The 20,420-nt window shown below is 38.6% G+C and carries 18 protein-coding genes, 1 tRNA gene and 1 pseudogene; 6 read left to right on the top strand and 14 right to left on the bottom strand.

Annotated elements, in window-relative coordinates:
- Positions 1 to 500: 500 nt before the first annotated feature.
- Positions 501 to 725: pseudogene (locus tag ABJD71_RS03010) on the top strand (CorA family divalent cation transporter); the annotation flags it as partial.
- 36 nt (positions 726 to 761) lie between these two features.
- Here the strand turns inward: ABJD71_RS03010 and ABJD71_RS03005 are convergent.
- The 7 genes from ABJD71_RS03005 to ABJD71_RS02975 form a co-directional block, all read right to left on the bottom strand.
- Positions 762 to 1,613: a phospholipase A gene (locus tag ABJD71_RS03005; RefSeq protein WP_348164388.1), complete on the bottom strand. Its 852-nt coding sequence runs from the start codon at positions 1,611 to 1,613 to the stop codon at positions 762 to 764.
- Positions 1,614 to 1,820: 207 nt separating this feature from the next.
- A complete protein-coding gene (locus ABJD71_RS03000) occupies positions 1,821 to 2,414 on the bottom strand; it encodes a hypothetical protein (protein WP_348164323.1) in 594 nt (197 codons plus the stop codon).
- Between the two features lie 45 nt (positions 2,415 to 2,459).
- Positions 2,460 to 3,494, bottom strand: coding sequence for an ACR3 family arsenite efflux transporter (arsB, locus tag ABJD71_RS02995; RefSeq protein WP_348164320.1), 1,035 nt, complete (start codon positions 3,492 to 3,494; stop codon positions 2,460 to 2,462).
- 10 nt (positions 3,495 to 3,504) lie between these two features.
- Entirely contained in the window at positions 3,505 to 4,224 is a 720-nt protein-coding gene (gene arsH / locus ABJD71_RS02990) for an arsenical resistance protein ArsH (RefSeq protein WP_348164317.1), read from the bottom strand.
- The gene (locus ABJD71_RS02985; RefSeq protein WP_348164314.1) at positions 4,224 to 4,694 is read right to left on the bottom strand and encodes an arsenate reductase ArsC; all 471 of its coding nucleotides are present in this window, start codon (positions 4,692 to 4,694) and stop codon (positions 4,224 to 4,226) included. The genes arsH and ABJD71_RS02985 overlap by 1 nt, the downstream gene beginning before the upstream one ends.
- A gap of 20 nt (positions 4,695 to 4,714) precedes the next feature.
- Positions 4,715 to 5,050 carry a metalloregulator ArsR/SmtB family transcription factor gene (locus ABJD71_RS02980; protein WP_348164311.1) on the bottom strand — a complete coding sequence of 112 codons (336 nt, stop codon included), beginning with the start codon at positions 5,048 to 5,050 and terminating at the stop codon, positions 4,715 to 4,717.
- 329 nt (positions 5,051 to 5,379) lie between these two features.
- Positions 5,380 to 5,760 carry a hypothetical protein gene (locus ABJD71_RS02975; RefSeq protein WP_348164308.1) on the bottom strand — a complete coding sequence of 127 codons (381 nt, stop codon included), beginning with the start codon at positions 5,758 to 5,760 and terminating at the stop codon, positions 5,380 to 5,382.
- Between the two features lie 207 nt (positions 5,761 to 5,967).
- On the opposite strand from ABJD71_RS02975, the gene ABJD71_RS02970 reads away from it, so the two are divergent.
- The 4 genes from ABJD71_RS02970 (at position 5,968) to ABJD71_RS02955 (ending at position 8,495) form a co-directional block, all read left to right on the top strand.
- Positions 5,968 to 6,483 carry a YgjP-like metallopeptidase domain-containing protein gene (locus tag ABJD71_RS02970; RefSeq protein ID WP_348164305.1) on the top strand — a complete coding sequence of 172 codons (516 nt, stop codon included), beginning with the start codon at positions 5,968 to 5,970 and terminating at the stop codon, positions 6,481 to 6,483.
- A gap of 51 nt (positions 6,484 to 6,534) precedes the next feature.
- Entirely contained in the window at positions 6,535 to 6,888 is a 354-nt protein-coding gene (locus tag ABJD71_RS02965) for a YacL family protein (protein ID WP_348164302.1), read from the top strand.
- A 415-nt stretch (positions 6,889 to 7,303) separates the two neighbouring features.
- Entirely contained in the window at positions 7,304 to 7,720 is a 417-nt protein-coding gene (locus ABJD71_RS02960; protein WP_348164299.1) for a globin family protein, read from the top strand.
- Between the two features lie 118 nt (positions 7,721 to 7,838).
- Positions 7,839 to 8,495, top strand: a complete 657-nt coding sequence (locus ABJD71_RS02955; protein ID WP_348164296.1) for an OmpW family outer membrane protein — start codon at positions 7,839 to 7,841, stop codon at positions 8,493 to 8,495.
- Between the two features lie 94 nt (positions 8,496 to 8,589).
- On the opposite strand, the gene ABJD71_RS02950 is transcribed toward ABJD71_RS02955, so the two are convergent.
- The 7 genes from ABJD71_RS02950 to ABJD71_RS02920 all read right to left on the bottom strand — a co-directional run bounded on the left by ABJD71_RS02950 (position 8,590) and on the right by ABJD71_RS02920 (position 19,267).
- Positions 8,590 to 9,096 carry a hypothetical protein gene (locus ABJD71_RS02950; protein ID WP_348164293.1) on the bottom strand — a complete coding sequence of 169 codons (507 nt, stop codon included), beginning with the start codon at positions 9,094 to 9,096 and terminating at the stop codon, positions 8,590 to 8,592.
- A gap of 113 nt (positions 9,097 to 9,209) precedes the next feature.
- Positions 9,210 to 10,664 carry a decarboxylating NADP(+)-dependent phosphogluconate dehydrogenase gene (gene gnd, locus ABJD71_RS02945; RefSeq protein ID WP_348164290.1) on the bottom strand — a complete coding sequence of 485 codons (1,455 nt, stop codon included), beginning with the start codon at positions 10,662 to 10,664 and terminating at the stop codon, positions 9,210 to 9,212.
- Positions 10,665 to 10,974: 310 nt separating this feature from the next.
- Positions 10,975 to 11,059 (bottom strand) — tRNA-Leu (locus ABJD71_RS02940).
- Between the two features lie 118 nt (positions 11,060 to 11,177).
- The gene (locus ABJD71_RS02935) at positions 11,178 to 12,116 is read right to left on the bottom strand and encodes a sugar kinase (protein ID WP_348164287.1); all 939 of its coding nucleotides are present in this window, start codon (positions 12,114 to 12,116) and stop codon (positions 11,178 to 11,180) included.
- Positions 12,117 to 12,176: 60 nt separating this feature from the next.
- Positions 12,177 to 13,481 (bottom strand): MFS transporter, encoded by a 1,305-nt coding sequence (locus tag ABJD71_RS02930; RefSeq protein ID WP_348164284.1) that lies wholly within the window; start codon positions 13,479 to 13,481, stop codon positions 12,177 to 12,179.
- Positions 13,482 to 13,802: 321 nt separating this feature from the next.
- Positions 13,803 to 16,034: a chondroitinase-B domain-containing protein gene (locus tag ABJD71_RS02925; RefSeq protein WP_348164385.1), complete on the bottom strand. Its 2,232-nt coding sequence runs from the start codon at positions 16,032 to 16,034 to the stop codon at positions 13,803 to 13,805.
- A 161-nt stretch (positions 16,035 to 16,195) separates the two neighbouring features.
- On the bottom strand, positions 16,196 to 19,267 hold the full coding sequence (locus tag ABJD71_RS02920; RefSeq protein WP_348164281.1) for a TonB-dependent receptor: 3,072 nt from the start codon (positions 19,265 to 19,267) through the stop codon (positions 16,196 to 16,198).
- A gap of 278 nt (positions 19,268 to 19,545) precedes the next feature.
- On the opposite strand from ABJD71_RS02920, the gene ABJD71_RS02915 reads away from it, so the two are divergent.
- Positions 19,546 to 20,277: a FadR/GntR family transcriptional regulator gene (locus ABJD71_RS02915; protein WP_348164278.1), complete on the top strand. Its 732-nt coding sequence runs from the start codon at positions 19,546 to 19,548 to the stop codon at positions 20,275 to 20,277.
- Positions 20,278 to 20,420 lie beyond the last annotated feature (143 nt).

Below are 20,420 nucleotides of genomic sequence, written 5' to 3'. Positions count from 1 at the left end.
GTGTTTATAACTTTAGAGACGTCTTTCGTATTCTCTACAACTGCTATTACTTGGTAGTGTTCTGAGTCTAACTTTAAGATATTCAACAAGGGAGCCACGCTACCTTCACATCATTAATGGATGTCACTAAATCCTCACCCTCTATTTTTCCCTGAAAGCAGTGCTCATAGCATTGCAAAAGGTAAGGAATGCAGCCTAATGCTAATAACATGCCAGAACATAAAGCATTGATTTATAGTGGGTTTTACTACAGCTTTGAAATTTCAGTAAAAAAACATAAAAAGGTGTAACTATTTACACACAGTGCATAACCATTTCGCAGCTATAAATAAACTGAGTAACTTGGATTTACAGCAATATTCAGGCTTCTTAGTATAGGCGATACGTTAGAAGCGATGTATCGCTTCAATAGACATTTAGATCAAGAAAAACGGTCTGGATGAAGAAACCAAGTAGGTTGTAAGACCCGGTATGTTGAAAATTAAGACGTAACCAAAGAAAGGTTCATGGTACTGCAAGATGGACTACGCAACCGTATTAAAGAACAACAAGATTTAGTTAAATATGTGTGGTATTTAGTTACCACTATATTTTTAGCTGAGTCATTCTTAACTGGGATATTTGAAGTGAATGTCACAGGTTTACCAGCTAAAGACAAGCCGGAGGCATTTAATTATATAGCTATCAGTATGATGGTATTAGTTATGGTTCATTGTTTGCCATAATTGCTTATAGCGATTGTAAACAAATGACTCAAATCACTATAACCAATTAGTTAACTTAAACCCGATACCAAGTCGTTGGGTGTGATAGTTGTAGTAAATTAAACTTTCACCATAACCATTAAAATACTCAACATAGCCTTGGATTTTATCATTTATAGGAAATGACCAACCCAGCTGTATTGCACCTTTATTTTCACTGCGTAAGTTATTGCGAATCATAAACTCCAATGAGTGTTTATCAGAAATACTCCACAGGCCACCCAATTCACCATAACCCAGATACTTTTCAATATCGGGATTATCATCACCACTTGCATCAAGAGGTGATGTTTTTTCATCTTCAGGAATTCGATACCACGTCCTAAAGCCCCAAATTACTTTCTCAGTCGCAGCAAAGGTAAACCCTAAAATAATACGATTCCAACTACGAGACAATGAACCTGTTTGCCCATTTGATTGATGATTAAATGATAAGCTTGTTTGCTCTACAGGTAACCCAAATAGCGACCAAGAATGATGGTAATCAAGTATCAGTTCAGGCTCATAATTGGTTTCTCTAAAGGGAGCCGAAATAGCTCCGTTGTATGCCTGCCACCAGCTAGTTGCTGTAAATGCTATTTGTAAATCTAAGTCGTTAAATAGTACATCTTGTGCCGCTAGGTATTTCATTGACACTTGAAACTTAATTTCCACATCGTCTAACTCAGAATCCACCGGTAAGTCCACATAAGGCTCTTGATTGATGCTGGTTAAACTTGCAGGCAATACGAAATTAGGTTTATGGGGTAAGATTGCAAAAGGGTTCTCTGAAGCTTGCTGCTCTAAGTTAATTCTCTTTTTGACTAACGTTTGCTTTGTATAAGCGCACTTTTTGCGTATATCAGCAATGGTTTGCTCTGCTTTGGCATTGTTGAACGCTTTTAACACACATTTATGTATTGCAGCGGTTTCTTCTTCAGAGGGTTGTTCTGATTGGGCCCAACTAATATTAGAGAGTCCAATCGAACATATTAACAACAAACTTTTGCCTAACTTCACTTGTATATTCCAAATTTCAACAACACAAATGTAGCCCCACAACTTAGGTTGTAGTGATTAGACACAAGTCCCTGTTTCTTCTGTGGTTAGCTCTTTTATTAACTCTTGGCTGCCGTCAGTAAAAACTTGAATAAGGTTTGTGCCTTTAAGGCCACATAAATTATTCCATTCTACAACAACTCTGTATCCGTCTTCATTCTTTTCATAGCTTTTTGCAACTGAACTATCAACAGACACCAAATGATATAACTCAGCTTCAGTGTCGATATCTCCAAAAAAATCTACTAAGTCAGTCATAGACTCAATCACAAAACTTGAGTCATTTAGTAGTGCCACTCCATAAATAGGGCAATATTCAGGTAAACATTGTGCGTCGTAGCCATTGTTGGTATCTGCGGTATCTAAAAGCGCGACCTGCTCCGTGCTTAAATCAGTATAAATCTCAGCATCAAATTGAATCAGTACTTCATCAGCCTGTTCTTCTTGGCCGTAAAGATTACCGCGACGTTTCTCCCAATAGATATAGCTATCACTTAGGTTGAAGTCTGCGAGTTGGTATTCATCTGCAAAAGCTTGCGTGGGTAAGTCTTCAGAGTCACTACAGCTTAAACATAACAGAGATAAAATAGTAAGGGTTAAATATAGCTTCATTAGATATCCATATAAATGAGGTTAGTAGCCCTTATCTTACCTCAATTAATCAAACCAATGTCTAGTTTTATTAGCAAAATACACCAATGACAACATCACTGGCACCTCAACTAACACACCAACCACAGTGGCCAGTGCTGCACCTGAATGCAAACCAAATAAAGAAATGGCTACCGCTACTGCTAGTTCAAAAAAGTTAGAAGTGCCTATCATGCTCGCAGGTGCTGCCACATTATGGGGTAGCTTTAAACGTTTAGCGAAAAAGTAAGCAATAGCAAAAATACCGTAGGTTTGAATAATCAAGGGAATAGCTATTAATACGATTGTTTGTGGCTTCTCTAAAATACTTTGCGCTTGAAAACCAAATAACAGCACAACTGTTGCGAGCAAACCTATAATCGACCATGGCTTTAACTTACCCACAAAATCATCAATGGCCTTCGCATCTGCTTCACTTGAATTTTGATGTTTTCTATCCAGTGAAGACCGCGTTAAGACACCGGCAATTAAGGGCAATAACACGTATAAAACCACAGATAACAGTAAAGTATTCCACGGCACCTCAATATCACTCACACCCAGTAATAACGCAGTAAGCGGAGCAAAAGCAAATATCATAATAATGTCGTTTATTGATACCTGTACTAGGGTGTAGTTGGCGTCACCTTTGGTCATCTGGCTCCACACAAACACCATAGCCGTACATGGCGCAACTCCTAGCAAAATCATTCCAGCTATGTATTCATTTGCTGATTGAGGGTCAACCCAGTCTGCAAAAAAACCTTTAAAAAACAACCACCCTAACGCAGCCATAGAAAAGGGCTTAACTAACCAATTTATAATCAGTGTCAGTGCCAGCCCTTTAGGCCTTTTGCCTACATCTTTGATAGATGAGAAGTCAATTTGGATCATCATGGGGTACACCATTAACCAAATTAATACAGCCACAACAATATTCACATGGGCATATTCAAGTGCAGCTATCGATGCAAAAACATTAGGTAGATAACTGCCTAAGACAATGCCTACTAATATGCTTAACCCAACCCACACTGATAAATATCTTTCAAATAATCCCATGTCTTTACTCCTAGATTGAACGCTGATTCACCCGTTTGCTTTGCTGTTGGGCAGTTTCCACTCGCTCTGAATAACGGTCGACTAAATAGTCAGCATTGTCTCTAGTCAGTAAGGTAAATTTCACTAACTCTTCCAACACATCCACAATACGATTGTAATAAGACGAAGGCTTCATGCGGTTATTGTCATCAAACTCCATAAAGGCTTTGGCAACTGATGATTGATTAGGGATAGTCAACATACGCATCCAACGACCTAAAACACGCATTTGATTCACCGCATTAAACGACTGTGAGCCACCACAGACTTGCATCACAGCTAAGGTTTTACCTTGAGTGGGTCGTACCGCACCCACACTCAGTGGCACCCAATCTATTTGGCTTTTTAAAATGCCCGTCATAGCGCCATGACGCTCTGGTGAACACCACACCTGCCCTTCTGACCACATCATTAACTCTCTCAACTCTGCTACTTTAGGGTGGGTAGGCTCATCACCATCTGGTAGAGGTAAGCCAGTTGGATCAAAAATACGGGTCTCTGCCCCCATTTTTTCCAACAAACGAGCCGACTCTTCCACCACTAAACGGCTAAAAGAGCGCTCACGTAACGACCCATATAACAGCAATATTTTGGGTTTGTGATTAGATGGCGTACTGGAGAATTCTGCCATGTTTGGTTGTGTAAACTGCTCTTCATCAAGACCAGGTAAAGACATGTCTTTTGTACTCATTAATTAGCCCCTAAGTTTTCTAAAGCAAGCTTTAATGCTTTCTTATCTTTCAAATCGGCATCAATTTTTGCCAGTTGTTCAACACGTTCTCTAATTTCAGCAATGGTTGCTCGGAATGCATCGGCAAGCTGTTCTTCAGTCCCTTCTAATTTAGATGGGTCTGTTAAGCCCCAATGGACTTTTAAACTGTTACCAAACCATACAGGGCAAGACTCACCCGCAGCAGAGTCACATACCGTCACCACTATATCTGCTTCAAAATCTTCAAACTCATCCCATGACTGGCTTATTAAGCCTTCAGTTGAAATTCCCGCTTCTTGTAAGTATTTGATAGATAAAGGATGCACTTCGCCAACAGGTTGACTGCCTGCGCTTTTAGCGACTATTTTACCTTGTGCAAAATGGTTGGTAATTGCCTCTGATAAAATGCTGCGGCAGCGGTTATGGGTACATATGTATAAAATCTTCACTGGGTTTTCCTTAATTGACGTTAACAGCAGGAGGTTAAATTTTTACTGATATTCAAATTGTTTAGGCAACTCGATACATATTCGGCATTACTTTTAGCAGTCGTTTTTAAAACATCCACAGCCCAATTAGGTAATGAAGGGTTAAGCCGATAAAACACCCACTTACCTCGCCTATGATCTTGAAGTAAGCCGCATTTACGAAGCTCGGCTAAATGCCTAGATACTTTGGGCTGACTTAACTTAAGGGCACAAATAAGATCGCACACACACAACTCTGAGTGCATAGTGATCAACAACAAGCACTTTAACCTGGTGTCTTCTGACAAACATTTATAAAAGGATACAGGGGTGATCATAATATTTTCCCTCAAACATATGAAATATCATATATATGAATTTTCATATGTCAAAGATTAAAATAGATAAAAGCAGAATGGAGCGGCTTGAGGCAGAACAAAGCAGATTAAAACAATCTACAGCAGACATATCGAAAGTTGTCTGGCAATCTGGGTAAAGTTAGTTTTCGATACGAATAGGGCTGTAATATTCGTTTACTTAAACTGTGAAAACGAGTGACTCTATTTAATTTGGAGCTGCCCCTTTTATACTTAGAGAAAAAGATAAGGAAATACTATGTGTCATCAACCTCGTATCTGCCCCCGATGGCCCGTATGTTTATTGCCGACTATTCAATAATCGTTGCCGAAGGTAATTTCAGGCCAATATGCCGCTTTAACTCATCAGCCTGCTCAGAAGCAAACGTGAAATTAGGGAAAATCCCCGGTTTTATGTGATTAGAGGGGAGCGAGCAGTAAGCAACCTTGTCTTGAACATCAATAGCGACTCGCTTTACTTTTTCTACGAGCAGTTTGCTATCACCAATCGTCACAAGATTATTTTCTATTCTAAAGTGTTCGACCGGGTTACTTACTCGGTTATTCATCTCTTCTTGCTTAAAGTTAGTCCAATAGAGGGGTAATAATAATAGGTTTGTTATTCCAGAGAGAACCAATATTGATAGAGACTCATCTGTCAATCCAAGATAGGCTAAATATGCAACAATCATTAGTAACCATAAGCCAATAATTCGGCGTTGCGACGAGGATAGCGTCAACAATGCATTGCAATAAACCTTACTCGTACAATTTTAAACCTATTTATATCGTCTGCTATGCGTTGCCTAATGATAAAAATCAGCTCCATACCAACTCTGCTCTTATCTCTATAATTCACGTATAATCTAAAATCTTTTTACACTAACCCAAATACATACATGCCCAATCAATTAACCTACCTAGCTCACTACTCAGAACACTTGCAGCAACAGATTCAGCAATTACTGGATAAAAACAAGCTAGGTGATTGGTTACGTTCACGTTACCCAGACTTACATACAGTGGCCAACGACAATGACTTACGTGACTATGCAATGTCGTTAAAAAATCAGTACATGAAAAAGACCCAGCCACTGAGCAAAATAATTTTCGACAGTAAAATTCATATTGTTAATCACGCACTTGGTTTACATAGTTACGTTTCTAGAGTGCAAGGTGGCAAGCTCAAAAGTAAAAATGAATTACGCGTTAGCACCTTGTTCAAAAATACTCCCGATGCATTTTTACAAATGATTGTGGTACATGAGTTAGCCCATCTTAAAGAAAAACAACATAACAAAGCATTTTACAAACTGTGTGAACATATGATGCCTGAGTATCATCAAGTTGAATTTGATGTTCGGGTATACCTAACTGCGCTAGAGCGTTCGGGCAGTGTATTCACTGGCAAATAAGTCGTTATCTTATGTTAATCTTACATTTTAAGTTTTAGGTAACCTTTTATAGTGGAATATCAATTTTCTTATGATTTTTTAGGGAAACCAACGGCCAAATGTGAGCTTGATTGCGAATTATTTGGGGATTGGCTCACTCAAGACGTGGGTGGCAATATTAGTGGCATAAAACAGCTTCTCGCCATCATTCAGCAATTACAAACCCGTGAAATTCAAGACTATAGTTATATCGGCAACACCTATCATTTATTATTAGATTACAGTGAAGCCGAGCTACAACTAAACAATGCCAGTCTCGCACCTTCAGCCAAATTAGACATAGAGTGGCACGAACAAGAATCTGCAGGCTGTGGATTGATTGATCTACAACACACCTTAGAAGCTTGGCTTAATTTCATTGATTAAAGATGACTTGTTCAAGTGCGCAATATTGGTGATATCTATCACTAATTTTAAGCAAACGTTTTGTCTAGCAGCATGCAAAAAAATGCTAAAATAGCATAACTTATTGTTTTTTAATGAATATTAAAACTGGCCTAAAACGTGCTAAGTATTAATGTATGAGTATGTTTGTTTTCTGGGTGTAGGGAACTAGTTAAAGAGTGTACAGACAGATTCTTTAATGGCCACAAATAAAAAACAATAAAAACACTAATAATAAAGGCTGAAAATAAACAAACTCAATAGGCAAAGGCGCCTTGACATAGCATTATGTCAAGGCGTCTTTTTTTTGGAAAATTTTTAAACATAATTTTTCCAACCTGTGTAAACACATCAGAATTACAGTCGAATAAACTGACTTAATAAATTAGGACGCCCGATGAACAAGTATCAAATAACCCTGGTACAGGAAAGCTTTTCGAAAATAATTCCCATTTCCAGTCTAGCCGCTGAGCTTTTCTATAATAAGCTGTTCGAACTAAACCCAAAGTTAAAGCCTTTGTTCAAACAAGATATAACTGAACAAGGTACCAAACTTATGAAAATGTTAGGCGTAGCTGTAAATAACTTAAATAATCTAGAGATGTTGATCCCAATAGTGCAAACACTGGGTGAACGTCATACTGGTTATGGTGTAAAAGAAGAACACTACGATACTGTAGGAGAGGCACTAATATGGACCCTTGAGCAAGGTCTTGGCAAAGACTTCACTCCAGAACTAAAAGGCGCTTGGCTAATTACCTACACTACACTAGCAACCGTTATGATAGAAGCAGCAAATAAAAAGCTAGCCTAGAAAACTATTACCTTGTATCAATCGTCTAGTCAGTGCAACAAAACCTTGTTTTAGATCAATTTCTACCTGTTAAGGGCTATTAAAATAGCCTTAACCTTTGAAATAAAACGAGACACACATGAAAAAAACACATTTAGCATTACCCCTTGCGAGCCTGTTACTTTGCTCTGTACAACCTGCCTTTTGTTACGAAGAAGGAGATTGGGTTGTGCGAGGTGGCATAACTGCCGTTTCACCTGACGATTCTAGTAGCAATGTCAGTGTAGGCGGCAGTGATTTAGGGATTGGTGTAAACGTAGATAGCAATACTCAACTTGGTTTAAATATTCTGTATTTTTACACCCCCCAGTTAGCGCTAGAATTATTGGCTGCAACACCTTTTAATCACGATATAGGCCTAGATACAGTAGGAGATCTAGGAAGTACTAAACACCTTCCTCCTACCCTGAGTATCAATTACTACTTTGCTGATCCAAGCGCTACGTTTCAGCCATATGTGGGGGCAGGCCTTAACTACACCATTTTTTTTGATGAAGATTTTACCGCAACTAATACAGAAGCAGGCTTTAGTGAATTAGAATTAGATGACTCTGTAGGGTTGGCTGCACAAATTGGATTCGATTATGCTATTGATGAAAATTGGTCTGTTAATACGTCTGTACGTTGGATAGACATTGATACCAAAGCCACTTTTGACTTAAATGGGGCGACTGGCTCTGTTGATGTAGATGTTAACCCATTGGTTTACAGTGTGATGCTTGGATATCGTTTTTAAGCAATAGACTAGAGTTTTAATACTAGGCTCCATAGTGAAAATTCACTATGGAGCCTTCTCCCCTTACAAATGTACTAGCAAAATATAGCCACTGCTAAAGCTCACTTTCATGCATCACAATCCAGCCATTAATATAAATATTACGGGGCCTTGCCGCTGAATAGATAGTTCCAATTTGAAAAAAATCAGCTATTTTAGAAAAGCTTAACTCTAAGGTCTGCTTACGATAAAAATTATCTAACATGGGTTTATCGAATTGAACATGCTTATCCACCGACACCTTGGTTGAGTGAGCAATACCACCGACCTTGAACACAATAGAATCGCTTTTTACCTCTAGCACTTTCATTGGTACATATCGATGTCGAATATCCGAATCTTTATTCAAAGCGTAATAGTCGACTAAAAAGAAATCATTACGCTGAGGCTTTTCTACGATTAATTTTGCTATGTGTGCATCGTGCCAAGAAGATAGAAAAAAGCCTAATACTAGCAACAGCATAAAGCTCCATTCAAAATACTCAGCGCTTAACTGAAATGTTCGCTTTATCAAGCTAAAACTTGGGAATCTAAAATATCCAGTTTCGTATGTTGTAATCATTTACTAGTTTGCTCAATAGACAGTCAAATGGCATATAAACATACTCTTTCCGGGGCATAAAAAAAGCCTCAACTCTAAAAGAGCAAGGGCTTTAAATTTGTACTTAATAGAGTTTAGGCGTTATAAGTAGACGAAGATGTATTACCGCCTCGCCCTGTCCAATTAGTATGGAAGAACTCACCTCTAGGCTTATCTGTGCGCTCATAAGTGTGAGCACCAAAGTAGTCACGCTGTGCTTGTAATAAGTTAGCTGGTAAGCGCTCTGTGCGATAACCATCAAAGTAATTAAGTGCTGCAGTTAAGCAAGGTGCTGGTACACCATTTGTCACTGCACTTATCACAACATTTCTCCAACCTTGTTGAGCATCAACGACTGTATTTTTGAAGTAATCATCTAACAATAAATTGTTAAGCTCTGGATTTTTATCGAAAGCATTTTTGATATCACCTAAGAATGCAGAACGAATGATACAACCACCACGCCACATTAATGCAATGCCACCGTAGTTAAGGTTCCAATTAAACTCTTTAGCAGCTTCACGCATTAAAGTATAACCCTGCGCATAAGATACGATTTTAGCGGCCAGTACAGCTTGACGTAAATCTTCGATAAACGCTGCTTTGTCGCCTTCAAATACTTTTTCGGGACCAGAGATAACTTTTGATGCTTCTACACGCTCTTCTTTTAGTGCAGAAATACAACGAGCGAAAACAGACTCAGCTATAAGAGTAAGAGGCACACCTAAATCAAGTGCCACAACACCAGTCCATTTACCTGTTCCCTTTTGACCAGCCGTATCAAGAATACTCTCAACAAGAGGGCTACCGTCTTCGTCTTTATAGGCCAAGATGTCGCGAGTAATTTCAACTAGATAACTGTCTAACTCTGTAGTGTTCCACTCTTTGAATACTTCATGCATTTCGTCCGCAGACATGCCAAGCACTTCTTTCATTATTTGATAAGCTTCACACAATAATTGCATATCGCCGTATTCAATACCGTTATGTACCATCTTAACAAAGTGGCCCGCGCCATTTTCACCCACATAATCACAACAAGGTGAACCATCTTCAACCTTGGCTGAGATATCTTGGAAAATAGGCTTAACCGCCTGCCATGCTTCAGCAGAACCGCCAGGCATAATTGAAGGCCCTTTAAGTGCGCCTTCTTCACCACCAGAAACCCCTGCACCGACAAAGTTAATACCTTTTTCAGCACAGTATTTTTCACGGCGAATGGTATCTGGAAAGTGAGTATTGCCACCGTCAATAATGATATCGCCTTTGTCTAATAAAGGTAGAAGCTGTTCGATGGTAGCATCAACTGGCGCTCCGGACTTCACCATAATCATAATTTTACGAGGTGTCGCTAAAGATTGAACTAACTCCTCAATCGAATAGGCCCCTCTAATGCTCTCGCCTTTAGCGCGACCATTAATAAAACTTTCAACTTTATCAGTTGAACGATTATAAGCCGTAACGGTATAACCTTTACTGGCCATATTAAGAATTAGGTTTTCACCCATAACAGCTAGGCCTATTAGGCCGATATCAGACAGAGTTTTCATAGAATTCCAATTTTTATTTTCATTAAAAAACGTGTGTGCTTGCATATCAATAATAATATTGAGTTACCAAGCTAAATTCAAAGGTGTAGGGCCAATTGAACTCAACACAATGTAACTGTGATATTTTAACCACTAACCGTAAACTTAGCACTTCAATTATGTATAAATAAAGAATGCATTAGTATAAGACATATTGAACTAGGATGGAGTGATATTAAAGATGTGCTTAAAAATGCATTCATTAATTTCAGGCACAAAAAAACCGACTTAAAGTCGGTTTGTGATTCTCTTCGCGCAGACAACAAAGAGATGGTACCAGTGGGCGGACTCGAACCGCCACGCATTGCTGCAACGGATTTTGAATCCGTCATGTCTACCAATTCCATCACACTGGCATTCTATTGAATTGCCAAATTACTTAGCAATTAAGAGGCAGGCATTATAGCCATCGCCTTCTTTCATGCAAGTAATTTCTTCGTCATTAAAATCACATGGTGTTTTTTTAAACGAATCTTAAATATCAGAGAACTTACTTTTCATAAACGCCATAAAATCGGCTTGAGGGGCGATAGCTCCGGGATGCTGAATAACACACGCAGCCGCGGCAGAAGCGATTTTTGCAGCATACTCGGTGGAATGACCATTTAGCCTTGCCCCGATATACCCTCCATTAAAAGAGTCGCCTGCTGAAGTAGTATCAACCACATTTTCAACGGGTTTAATCTGTAGTTCTGTCAACTTACCGTCTAGCTTAATAAACAAACTTTCAGGTCCATTTTTAATCACTAACTCTGCAATATTGTATGGTTGACAAAAATCTACAACTTGCTCTACTGAAGTCAAACCATAAAGTTGTTCAAAGTCGTCAATGCCAGGTAGTAACATATTGCTTAAAGCAAAGGCTTTCTCAAAGGCTTCTTTTGCCTCGTCAACACTTCGCCATAGACGAGCCCTATAATTGGGATCGAAAATAATTTTAACACCAGCGATACTAAGTGTATTTAACATTTCCCAAAATGCAGTTCGATAAGCAGGTTCAATAACTGCGAGACTAATTCCAGAAAAGAAAAACACATCAGAGGCGGTTAATGAACTTAAAACGTTATCGTCAACAAACTTCATGGCTTGGCGGGCAGCAGAGCTGTCTCGCCAATACAAAAAAGAACGCTCACCTTGCTCATCTGTTTGAACTAAATAAATCCCAGGCGTTTTTACTTCATCAGCAAATACCAATTCATTATTTAACCCTTCACTGGCAAACTTATCTGTCATTTGTTGACTGATAAGATCTTTTCCTAATGCAGTCATAAAACTAACATCTTGAGTGCCGAATAAGCGTTTGAGATAAACCGCGGTGTTATATGCGTCACCAGCGAAGGATTGACGCATAACTTCAGGTTCATTCTGCTTAAGCTCAAGCATACACTCACCAAATAGCACTACTTTTTGCATGATAAACCTTGTCTCTTATTCTTAATTAAGAATGTAATTGATTAGTATGACACCAAGTTACTACTTGGTGTCTTTCAATGGTTCGATTTTCGGGCAAAGAAATAATATACTTGCCATCACAATTGAAGCTAGAACCGCACCAAGAATAAATACGTTTTGATAGTTTGCGCCGGCTGTCAAGATTGGCACCATAGCAGTCAAACCTGCGGCAGTAAATTTTGCAGCCATTCCAGCAAACCCTGATAACGAACCTACACTATCTTTACCTAACATATCACTTGGCAAAGTTTGAATACTACCAATCGATGTTTGGAAACCAAACAATATAGCCGCCATTAAAAGAACTGCTGTATTTGAACTACCAGGGTTCGATAAAAGTAATAACGAAGGTAACATTATTAAACAACCTAGCACTATCACTGTTTTACGGGTTTTGTTGACACTCCACCCAGCTTTGATTCTATTTTGAGATAATAAACCACCAAACCAAGCACCAAACATAGCGCCTACATATGGCACCCAGCCAATGATAGCTAGGCCTTTAACATCCATATTGTAAACTTCTACTAAGTAGGTCGGTATCCAGACTATAAACAACCACCATATTGGATCAATTGCAGCTGTGGCTAAAATCACCCCCCAGCTCTCTTTGCGACGCAACATTTCACCATAAGTAGGAACATACTCCGCTTCTTTTACGACAGCGTTATCGTCTGACGAAGCAACTTTTTGACCAGTTAGAATGTACTCTCGTTCTTCATCAGTAATCCAAGGGTGCTTAATTGGCGGCGCTTTTACTAAAATTAACCATGGAACTAACCAAAGAAGTCCTACTAAGCCAACCAATACAAAAATAACTTTCCAACTTAAAAAAGTTGCTAGATATGCAATCAATGGAACCGAAATAATACCGCCGATTGCAGCCCCAGAGTTAAAGATACCTTGCGCTAAGGCTCGCTCTTTACTGGGGAACCATTCTGCATTTGCCTTAGCAGCACCTGGCCAGTTACCTGCTTCTGACACACCTAAAATTGCACGAAAAATACTAAAAGTAAGCACCCCTTGGGCAAATGCGTGCAGTGCAGTAGCAATTGACCATACACCAATTGACAAAACGAAACCTAAACGGGTTCCAATCCAGTCAAAAATCTTGCCAAACAATGCTTGGCCTATCGCATAAGAAAATAAAAATACAACACTCACTGTACCCAGAACTTGTTTAAGTTCATCTGAGTTTTTGTCTGGATATATTTCACTGCCCATATAAGGCCATAGAACACTGAGTGCTTGCCTATCTATGTAGTTAATAACTGTGGCAAGTGCAATCAATGCAATTACCCACCAGCGTAATCCTTTAATTTTCATATTATTAATTCTCTTTTTTGGTGTTTTATTACTAAGTAAAGTTTATTGTTTGTGGGTGACTTAATTCACCCAAGCAAAGAATCAAGCTAATTTTTACGTAGAACAATAGAATACTAAAAATGGCACTCTATTATAACTTCTTTGGCGCAATAAGACATAATGTTAATGTCTGAATGTAATCGAACAAAGTATTGATTACATCGTTCAATTTATATTGTTATGTGATTATATTTTTTACGTCATTTTGGACATAGTAAACAAAATCACTAACCTCAATTACCCGTCAACTCAGTCTGCTACTTTACTGTTAGAAAACTAACTTTAATTAACTTTGTTATTTTCAAGCGTTGCGGTATGAGGCCCACTGACAACAAGTTCAACAACCTTTGGTGCATTAGTTTGAATAAATGTATTATTGCTCAGTGAAGTCAAAGGCTGTCCTACTGTATGTTCAATATCTACAAGAGCTGATTTAGCAACCTTATTATTGGTTATATCTGTAACTTGAACACCATGTAAGAAGACAGAGGCACCAACCTTGTTACGTTTACCATTACCAACATTACTTAGAGAGTTATCTTTCATCAAGAAATGCGGACCAAATGTACTTTCATCAGTCCCCCCTCTGTAAACCTTCGCAATTGCGCCTTCTACATTTTTAACGTTATTACCATTGAAGTAAATATACTCCGCATTATAAATCCCAAGGTCGTCAGTTTCTTTGTTTAAACGTAAAATATCACCTGTGATATTTTTGAACGTACTATTTAAAATCTTGATTTCATCTGCAAAACTTCTGCTCCCAGCATCAAATACGTGAAAAGAGTGATTTACGTTTAAGTTTTTAATTACACTGCCATTGATTACTAATCGATAGTTTCTCTGCATGGGCGTTCTTGAAGTTCGTACAAGTGTATTGCCAGCTGAATCAGGAGTTTGTTTTCCATCAATAACTAAGTCAACTAACTGTAAACTCCCGTAGTCATTGATATCTACAAAGGTTGAACGTCCTGGGTATAAATAGGCCTGACCTTTACTTGCAGCCTTTATAGTGATTGTTTTTGTAAGTTTGATTACCTTAGAAATGCTGTAATCACCATCATCTAACAGTAAAATGTCACCAGTAGATGCATTATTTATGGCATCAAAAAGAGCATTTTCACCTGGTTTAACGTTTATGACTCGCCCTGAGTCAAAGGCTACCTCTGGCTCTGTTTTTGGATAATAACTAGCGCCAACTGTTTCTTTATTAACTAAAGCTAAATTCTTAGAGGCGCCATTATTCTCAATCTGTCCACTATTGGGATAAAGTAGCCCATTTTCAGCTCTTTTCATTTCAATAGAAGTTGGTGAAAATCCATTTTTAATAGTAGGAACCGTATCTTTAGTAACGGTATTGTTCTCGAAATGAATTCCACTTATATCATCAAAAATTGAAATACCATCACGGTTATCTTTGTTCACGATAAGATTATTTTGAAAGGTACTATTAATCGGAGCCGCACTGCGTTCTGCATCACTGCCTGCAGCAAAGTGAATATGGTCAACATTAACTAAGGTATTGTTTTCAATTAACGCATTATCCACTTGATGATAACGATTGATTTTTGAGTTTGGTACGCCATTCATAATTGTAAAGCCACTACCAAAGCGATAACCAGTTAGGCCTTCCATATAGTTATTACGAATAATTTGATCTCTGTTAATAACTCGTATCCCACCCGTGTGGTCAACACCATTACCTACAAAAACGTTACCTTCAACCAAGTTGCCATTTCCATGACGCAGAGTGAGAGTTCCTTTTGACTCAAAAAACAAATTATTTAGTATTTTATTTTTACCAGATTTATTAGAAATAATTTCAACTTCACCATTACAACGGTCAAAGTAATTGTTTTCAATTGTGGTAAATGAGTCGGTAAGCGAATAATGACTAGTGCCTATCCGCAGAGTTTCACCACCATTTGATCCTAAAACAGGGCGCGGTCCAAAATAATTATTGTCAATACGGTGATAATTTTCTTGGCTATCTTTGGTATTTAAACGCACAGCCATAGTAACGCCAGCATTCTTTTTGCCTACCAAATTATTATGGTCAAAACGGTTATGTTTCCCATACATGACCACCCATTTGTCTTGCTCAAATTTTTCCGGGTTACTGTAGTTATCAATTACAATTTGAGTCACTCTACTGTGATTGGCTAGATTATCTTTGTTCTGCCTAAAAGAAATCACTTCTCCAGTCGGGGTATAGCCATCTTTAAACACCACCCCTGAAACAACTAAATACTCACCAGCCAACCTCAAATTTGAAAGGCCAGACAAAAATACTTTTCCTGGCGTTTCAGCTTTCAACCTTATAGGCGCGTCTTTGGTACCATTTGCTTTGAACAAAATTTCAAAATCAGACCATGTGCCATTCGCTAATATGACTTCGTCTCCGGGTTGTAGTCCTGCAGCGACTTGCTCATATTCATTAGGAGTTTTTACTAAATATTCTTTAGCAAATGTATTTTGGCTAAATAAAACGACAGCCACATAGGTAAAAACCATTAAGGAAAAACAACGTATCATATAGATTTACTCTTATCTCTTTTATATAGCTTGTTATAAAAGTATTAAAAAAGCTCTCCATTGCAAACATAACGGAGAGCTCAATATACTTTTTAATATGTAAGGCTGAATCTAAAATAGACTCTGCCGCACCTTATATATTAATGTTTGTATGTCACACCGGCAAAGATACGGGGTCCATATACATTAACTTCTGAGAAGTTATCAGGTGTAGGGTTAAACTGTCTTTTTGTTTCATTAAACAAGTTAATCGCTTCAACAGAGAACTTAAGGTTACTATTTAATTTGTAGCTTACACGAGCTTCATATTGCCCTTTATCATCTACATATCTTAAGTTGCCTGGTGTCGTTACATACTGCTGAAAATACTCACTTCTGTACTTGTAGATCAACTGAGCATTAAATCCGCCCTCTTGATAATACAATTGAGCAGAGGCTACGTTTTCTGAGAATCCGAAAATTTCAGCTGAAGGTACAATCCCCACTCTTTCAGTAATAGATCCGTCAGGGTTAATAATATTAGATGCACCAAAGTTTGTATCTTCTACCTCAAAATCAGAATCAGCCCAGTTATAGCTAAACTTAATTCCAGTATTACTTAACGCTCCTGGTAAGTAACTAAACGCATGAGTTGCGGTCATTTCTAGGCCATAAATAGTACTGGTATCTTCAGTAGTTTGTTGAGTTGTTACTATGGTTTCTAAGTCTTCACCGTCAACGTTAAATGTTTCTGTAATGGAGGTGTTTTCAAATCCACCTTCAAAACTTTTATAATATCCCCCTACTGCCAAGATGGTATCTTCATTTGGATACCATTCAATAGCTACGTCAGCATTCCAAGAAGTAAACGGCTTAAGATCTGGGTTACCGTTTGCAATTGCAGTTCCTATGGCAGCACTGATATCTTCAGCCTCTTCACCATCTTCCGTTAAGCCGGTAAATGCTCGTCCAAAGCCTAAGTCAGAAGGAGACGGTCTTGATAGTGCACGGTACACCGCGCCGCGCAGTAATACATCATCACTCAAGTCCATAACAGCATTAAAGCTTGGTAGTATTTCAGAGTAGCTACCCCCACCTGTAACTTCAATTAGCTCACCAGACACCTCGCTTACAGAGATGCTTCCATCAGAGTTAATAGACGACTCTAATGGACCTCTTAGACCTACAGAAGTCACATCAGTTTTGATATATCGAACACCAAAATTACCACGTACAGAGTAATCACCAATCAACGTGTCGTAGTCTGCTTGTAAATAAACAGCGAAAGTTTCTTCATCTACGTCTACATTAGCTACGGTGTCTTCTGGCTCAGGAATCACTGGATCTCCACCGATTACAGCTCTCGCCAAACATAGTGGATCAAACGAAGCAAATGCATTGCCTGTACCTTGTGAAATAACCGCACCATTATCATCAACGTTAGTGATTAGAGCCTGACCACCTGTTACTGATGATAAAAAGCCGCTCTCAGGAAAGCTATCATTTTGGCATGATGCAACGGCTGCATATACAATGTCATTATCATCGTTAGTGAATTCATCTCTAGAACGAGGGGCACTGTCGAATTCTAATTTAGAAAAACGGACCCCACCCTTTATCTGACTGATAACATCGTGATCAGCTAGGTACTGAAAGTCGGTTCTAAATGCGCTAACTGTGTTATTTCTGAACTGGTTTAAATCAACTCGGGTACGTGCAGCATCAGCAAAATTATTAGGATTGGTCACATCAAAGTTTCTAACTTGCATAATGGGAATTAGCGAGCCATTTTGTCCAATTTCAACAGAGGTATTAACATAACCGCTATTAGAAGCCCCTTCGACAGGGTTCCCAAGAATGTCATTTGGCTCTGATTGTAAACGAGTATGATAAAGGCTTTCACGACGCTCTGTTTCTGACACAGATAAATCAGCTGAAATAGTTAACACATCACTCACATCATAGTCGAATGACACGCCCCCACCTTGGTATTCTTCTAGTCTTTCTATATATGTACTAAGGGTTTCTATTCTTTGAAAATTGGTACCTGAAATTAGCGCCCCAGAATCAGATACTACTAAGTCAGTATCAAATTGGCCATCACGAACAACTGTAGGGTCATCAAGCCTTTTACTATTTGCAAATACTAAGTCGTTTCTCGTCTCTGTAAATAAACGTTCTGATACTTCAACGTCAACATTCATTTCAAATTTTTCAGTTGGTCTCCATTGCACAGCTGCAAAGTAAGACTCTCTATCATCATCTGTTGTATTTTGGCGATATGAGTATGAACTAGGTGAAAATACATAAGGCACACCATCATCTATAGGAAGGCCAGTATTAGGATCAACGTTATAGTTAACGCCACCATCACCATTAGCGTTTAAGCTGCTATCATCATCATCACAATCATCACCTGAAGTACTATAAATCCCGTAAGGAGTATTTGGATCAAGTCGACAATCAGCAAAACCACTGGTAGAGCGTGCTTCTTGTTCTGGGTTAGTTTTTAAATCTTTCTGTATACCGATTGAAAATCCAATTTCACCTAATTTATCAGTTTCGTATTGATCAACAAAACTTGCAGTAAAACGAGTCCCAAAATCACGAGCGCTGTTATCTATATCAGCCTCATCTGGATTCCAGTTGCCTTTAATTTGAGCTTGAAAACGACGTTTACCGTAATCTAAAGGCTTAACTGTCTCTAATGAGATTTGACCAGCAACACCACCTTCAATCAAACTTGCTTCTTGAGTCTTATATATGGCAATTTTATTAAAAAGTTCAGATGGAAACTGTGAAAAGTTAACAGAACGGTCACCACTACCATTAGCCGCTTCACGACCGTTAAATACTGTACTACCTAGAAATGGCCCTAAACCACGAATCGAAATTTCAGTTGCACCACCTTGCTCTGTGTGAGAAGCGGCACCGGTCAAAGTCTCTAACGCCTCACCAATTGATAAAGCAGGTAAATCACCGATATCTTCTGAAGATAACCCGTCAACAATACTTGTTGATAACTTTTTAATATTATTTGAACTTTGAATCGTGCCGCGGATGCCTTTAACTTGAATAACTTCTAGGTCTTCTTCCGGGGCTTCTGATGTTTCTTGAGAAGTGGCTGGAAAAGTAACCATGCACATAAGTGCGGTTGCACAAAGACTTTTGGCAAGTACGCTATTTCTGTTTGTTGCTAGAAATGCGCTACTAATCTTATTTAGTTTTATCATTTGTGAGATCTCATTTTGCGTTTTGTGTACAGACCAAGGCAATGTAACTAATTGTTAAATACAATGTCAAACAAATATTAACCAATTTTACATTTAAATTATTACCAATATTCAATTCATTGGTAATACCAATACCAGTTAATGAAATGTTACCAGTTTGGTTTTATCTTAACAACGTGTTATAAAGTGATAGCGTATACGTGTGTACGATTGTAAAAATAAACGATAAACTACGCGCACGTAATTAATAGTACCTTTCGTAGCATAAGGAACGGAGAATGAAAAACCGGCGGTTATTTTGGAATATTGTCGATAAAATAGAATTGTTAATCGATTCAGGGCAATATCCAGCCGGGAGCAGGCTGCCCCCAGAACGAGAATTAGCAGAAAACTTTGAGGTAAGTAGGCCTACCATTAGGGAAGCAATCATTGCCCTTGAAGTTCTAGAGCGAGTTGAAGTAAAAACTGGCTCAGGGGTTTATGTTCTTGAAAATACAACCAAACAAGCGGTACAGCATGATGTCAGCGCTTTCGAACTAACCCAAGCTAGAGCTTTAGTTGAGGGAGAAGCAGCAGCATTAGCTGCTACGACTATTTCAGAAGAAGAGTTAGTTAATCTAAATAGAACACTAATAGAAATGGAACAAGGTGTAGACCCTGAAGCCGCAGACAAAGAGTTTCACACCATTATATCTACCGCCACTAGAAACAAGGCCATCTTGCTTTCAGTAACCAACCTTTGGAACATGCGTGAAAGTAGCCCATCTGTAAAGTTGGCTTATAAAGGAGTATGCAGTCAAAGTGACAGTAAAAGACTAGAGGAGCATAGGGCCATATACACCGCACTAGAGAACCGTGATGCGCAGGCTGCTAGGGCAGCTATGCATTTACACTTTAACCGATTAATCAACGCATTATTTGAAGCAAGTGAAGCAAAAGCCTTAGAAGAAGTCAGAAAACAAACCAGCGAAACCCGTGATTTATATTCGTTGAACCACTTAGTATCCTGAGGTTAACTCTGACTCGGCAGCCCTTAAAAGCAACCACCTAGAAGACCTACTGTACGTACCAATCAATAGAAACAAACAAAAAAACCTATTATGTAGAATGAAAAAAGGCCATATATAATATGGCCTTGCAGGGTACAGTAGCT

Source organism: Paraglaciecola sp. (genome assembly GCF_039943935.1).
Classification (GTDB): domain Bacteria; phylum Pseudomonadota; class Gammaproteobacteria; order Enterobacterales; family Alteromonadaceae; genus Paraglaciecola.
This window is presented reverse-complemented; position numbering and strand designations above follow the sequence as displayed.

Bases quoted from the DNA above. Each gene is read 5' to 3' on its own strand.
- ABJD71_RS03000 (WP_348164323.1), bottom strand. From the start codon at position 2,414: ATGAAGCTATATTTAACCCTTACTATTTTATCTCTGTTATGTTTAAGC.
- arsB (WP_348164320.1), bottom strand. From the start codon at position 3,494: ATGGGATTATTTGAAAGATATTTATCAGTGTGGGTTGGGTTAAGCATA.
- arsH (WP_348164317.1), bottom strand. From the start codon at position 4,224: ATGAGTACAAAAGACATGTCTTTACCTGGTCTTGATGAAGAGCAGTTT.
- ABJD71_RS02980 (WP_348164311.1), bottom strand. From the start codon at position 5,050: ATGATCACCCCTGTATCCTTTTATAAATGTTTGTCAGAAGACACCAGG.
- ABJD71_RS02975 (WP_348164308.1), bottom strand. From the start codon at position 5,760: ATGATTGTTGCATATTTAGCCTATCTTGGATTGACAGATGAGTCTCTA.
- ABJD71_RS02970 (WP_348164305.1), top strand. From the start codon at position 5,968: ATGCCCAATCAATTAACCTACCTAGCTCACTACTCAGAACACTTGCAG.
- ABJD71_RS02960 (WP_348164299.1), top strand. From the start codon at position 7,304: ATGAACAAGTATCAAATAACCCTGGTACAGGAAAGCTTTTCGAAAATA.
- ABJD71_RS02955 (WP_348164296.1), top strand. From the start codon at position 7,839: ATGAAAAAAACACATTTAGCATTACCCCTTGCGAGCCTGTTACTTTGC.
- ABJD71_RS02950 (WP_348164293.1), bottom strand. From the start codon at position 9,096: ATGATTACAACATACGAAACTGGATATTTTAGATTCCCAAGTTTTAGC.
- gnd (WP_348164290.1), bottom strand. From the start codon at position 10,664: ATGAAAACTCTGTCTGATATCGGCCTAATAGGCCTAGCTGTTATGGGT.
- ABJD71_RS02935 (WP_348164287.1), bottom strand. From the start codon at position 12,116: ATGCAAAAAGTAGTGCTATTTGGTGAGTGTATGCTTGAGCTTAAGCAG.
- ABJD71_RS02930 (WP_348164284.1), bottom strand. From the start codon at position 13,481: ATGAAAATTAAAGGATTACGCTGGTGGGTAATTGCATTGATTGCACTT.
- ABJD71_RS02925 (WP_348164385.1), bottom strand. From the start codon at position 16,034: ATGGTTTTTACCTATGTGGCTGTCGTTTTATTTAGCCAAAATACATTT.
- ABJD71_RS02920 (WP_348164281.1), bottom strand. From the start codon at position 19,267: ATGATAAAACTAAATAAGATTAGTAGCGCATTTCTAGCAACAAACAGA.
- ABJD71_RS02915 (WP_348164278.1), top strand. From the start codon at position 19,546: ATGAAAAACCGGCGGTTATTTTGGAATATTGTCGATAAAATAGAATTG.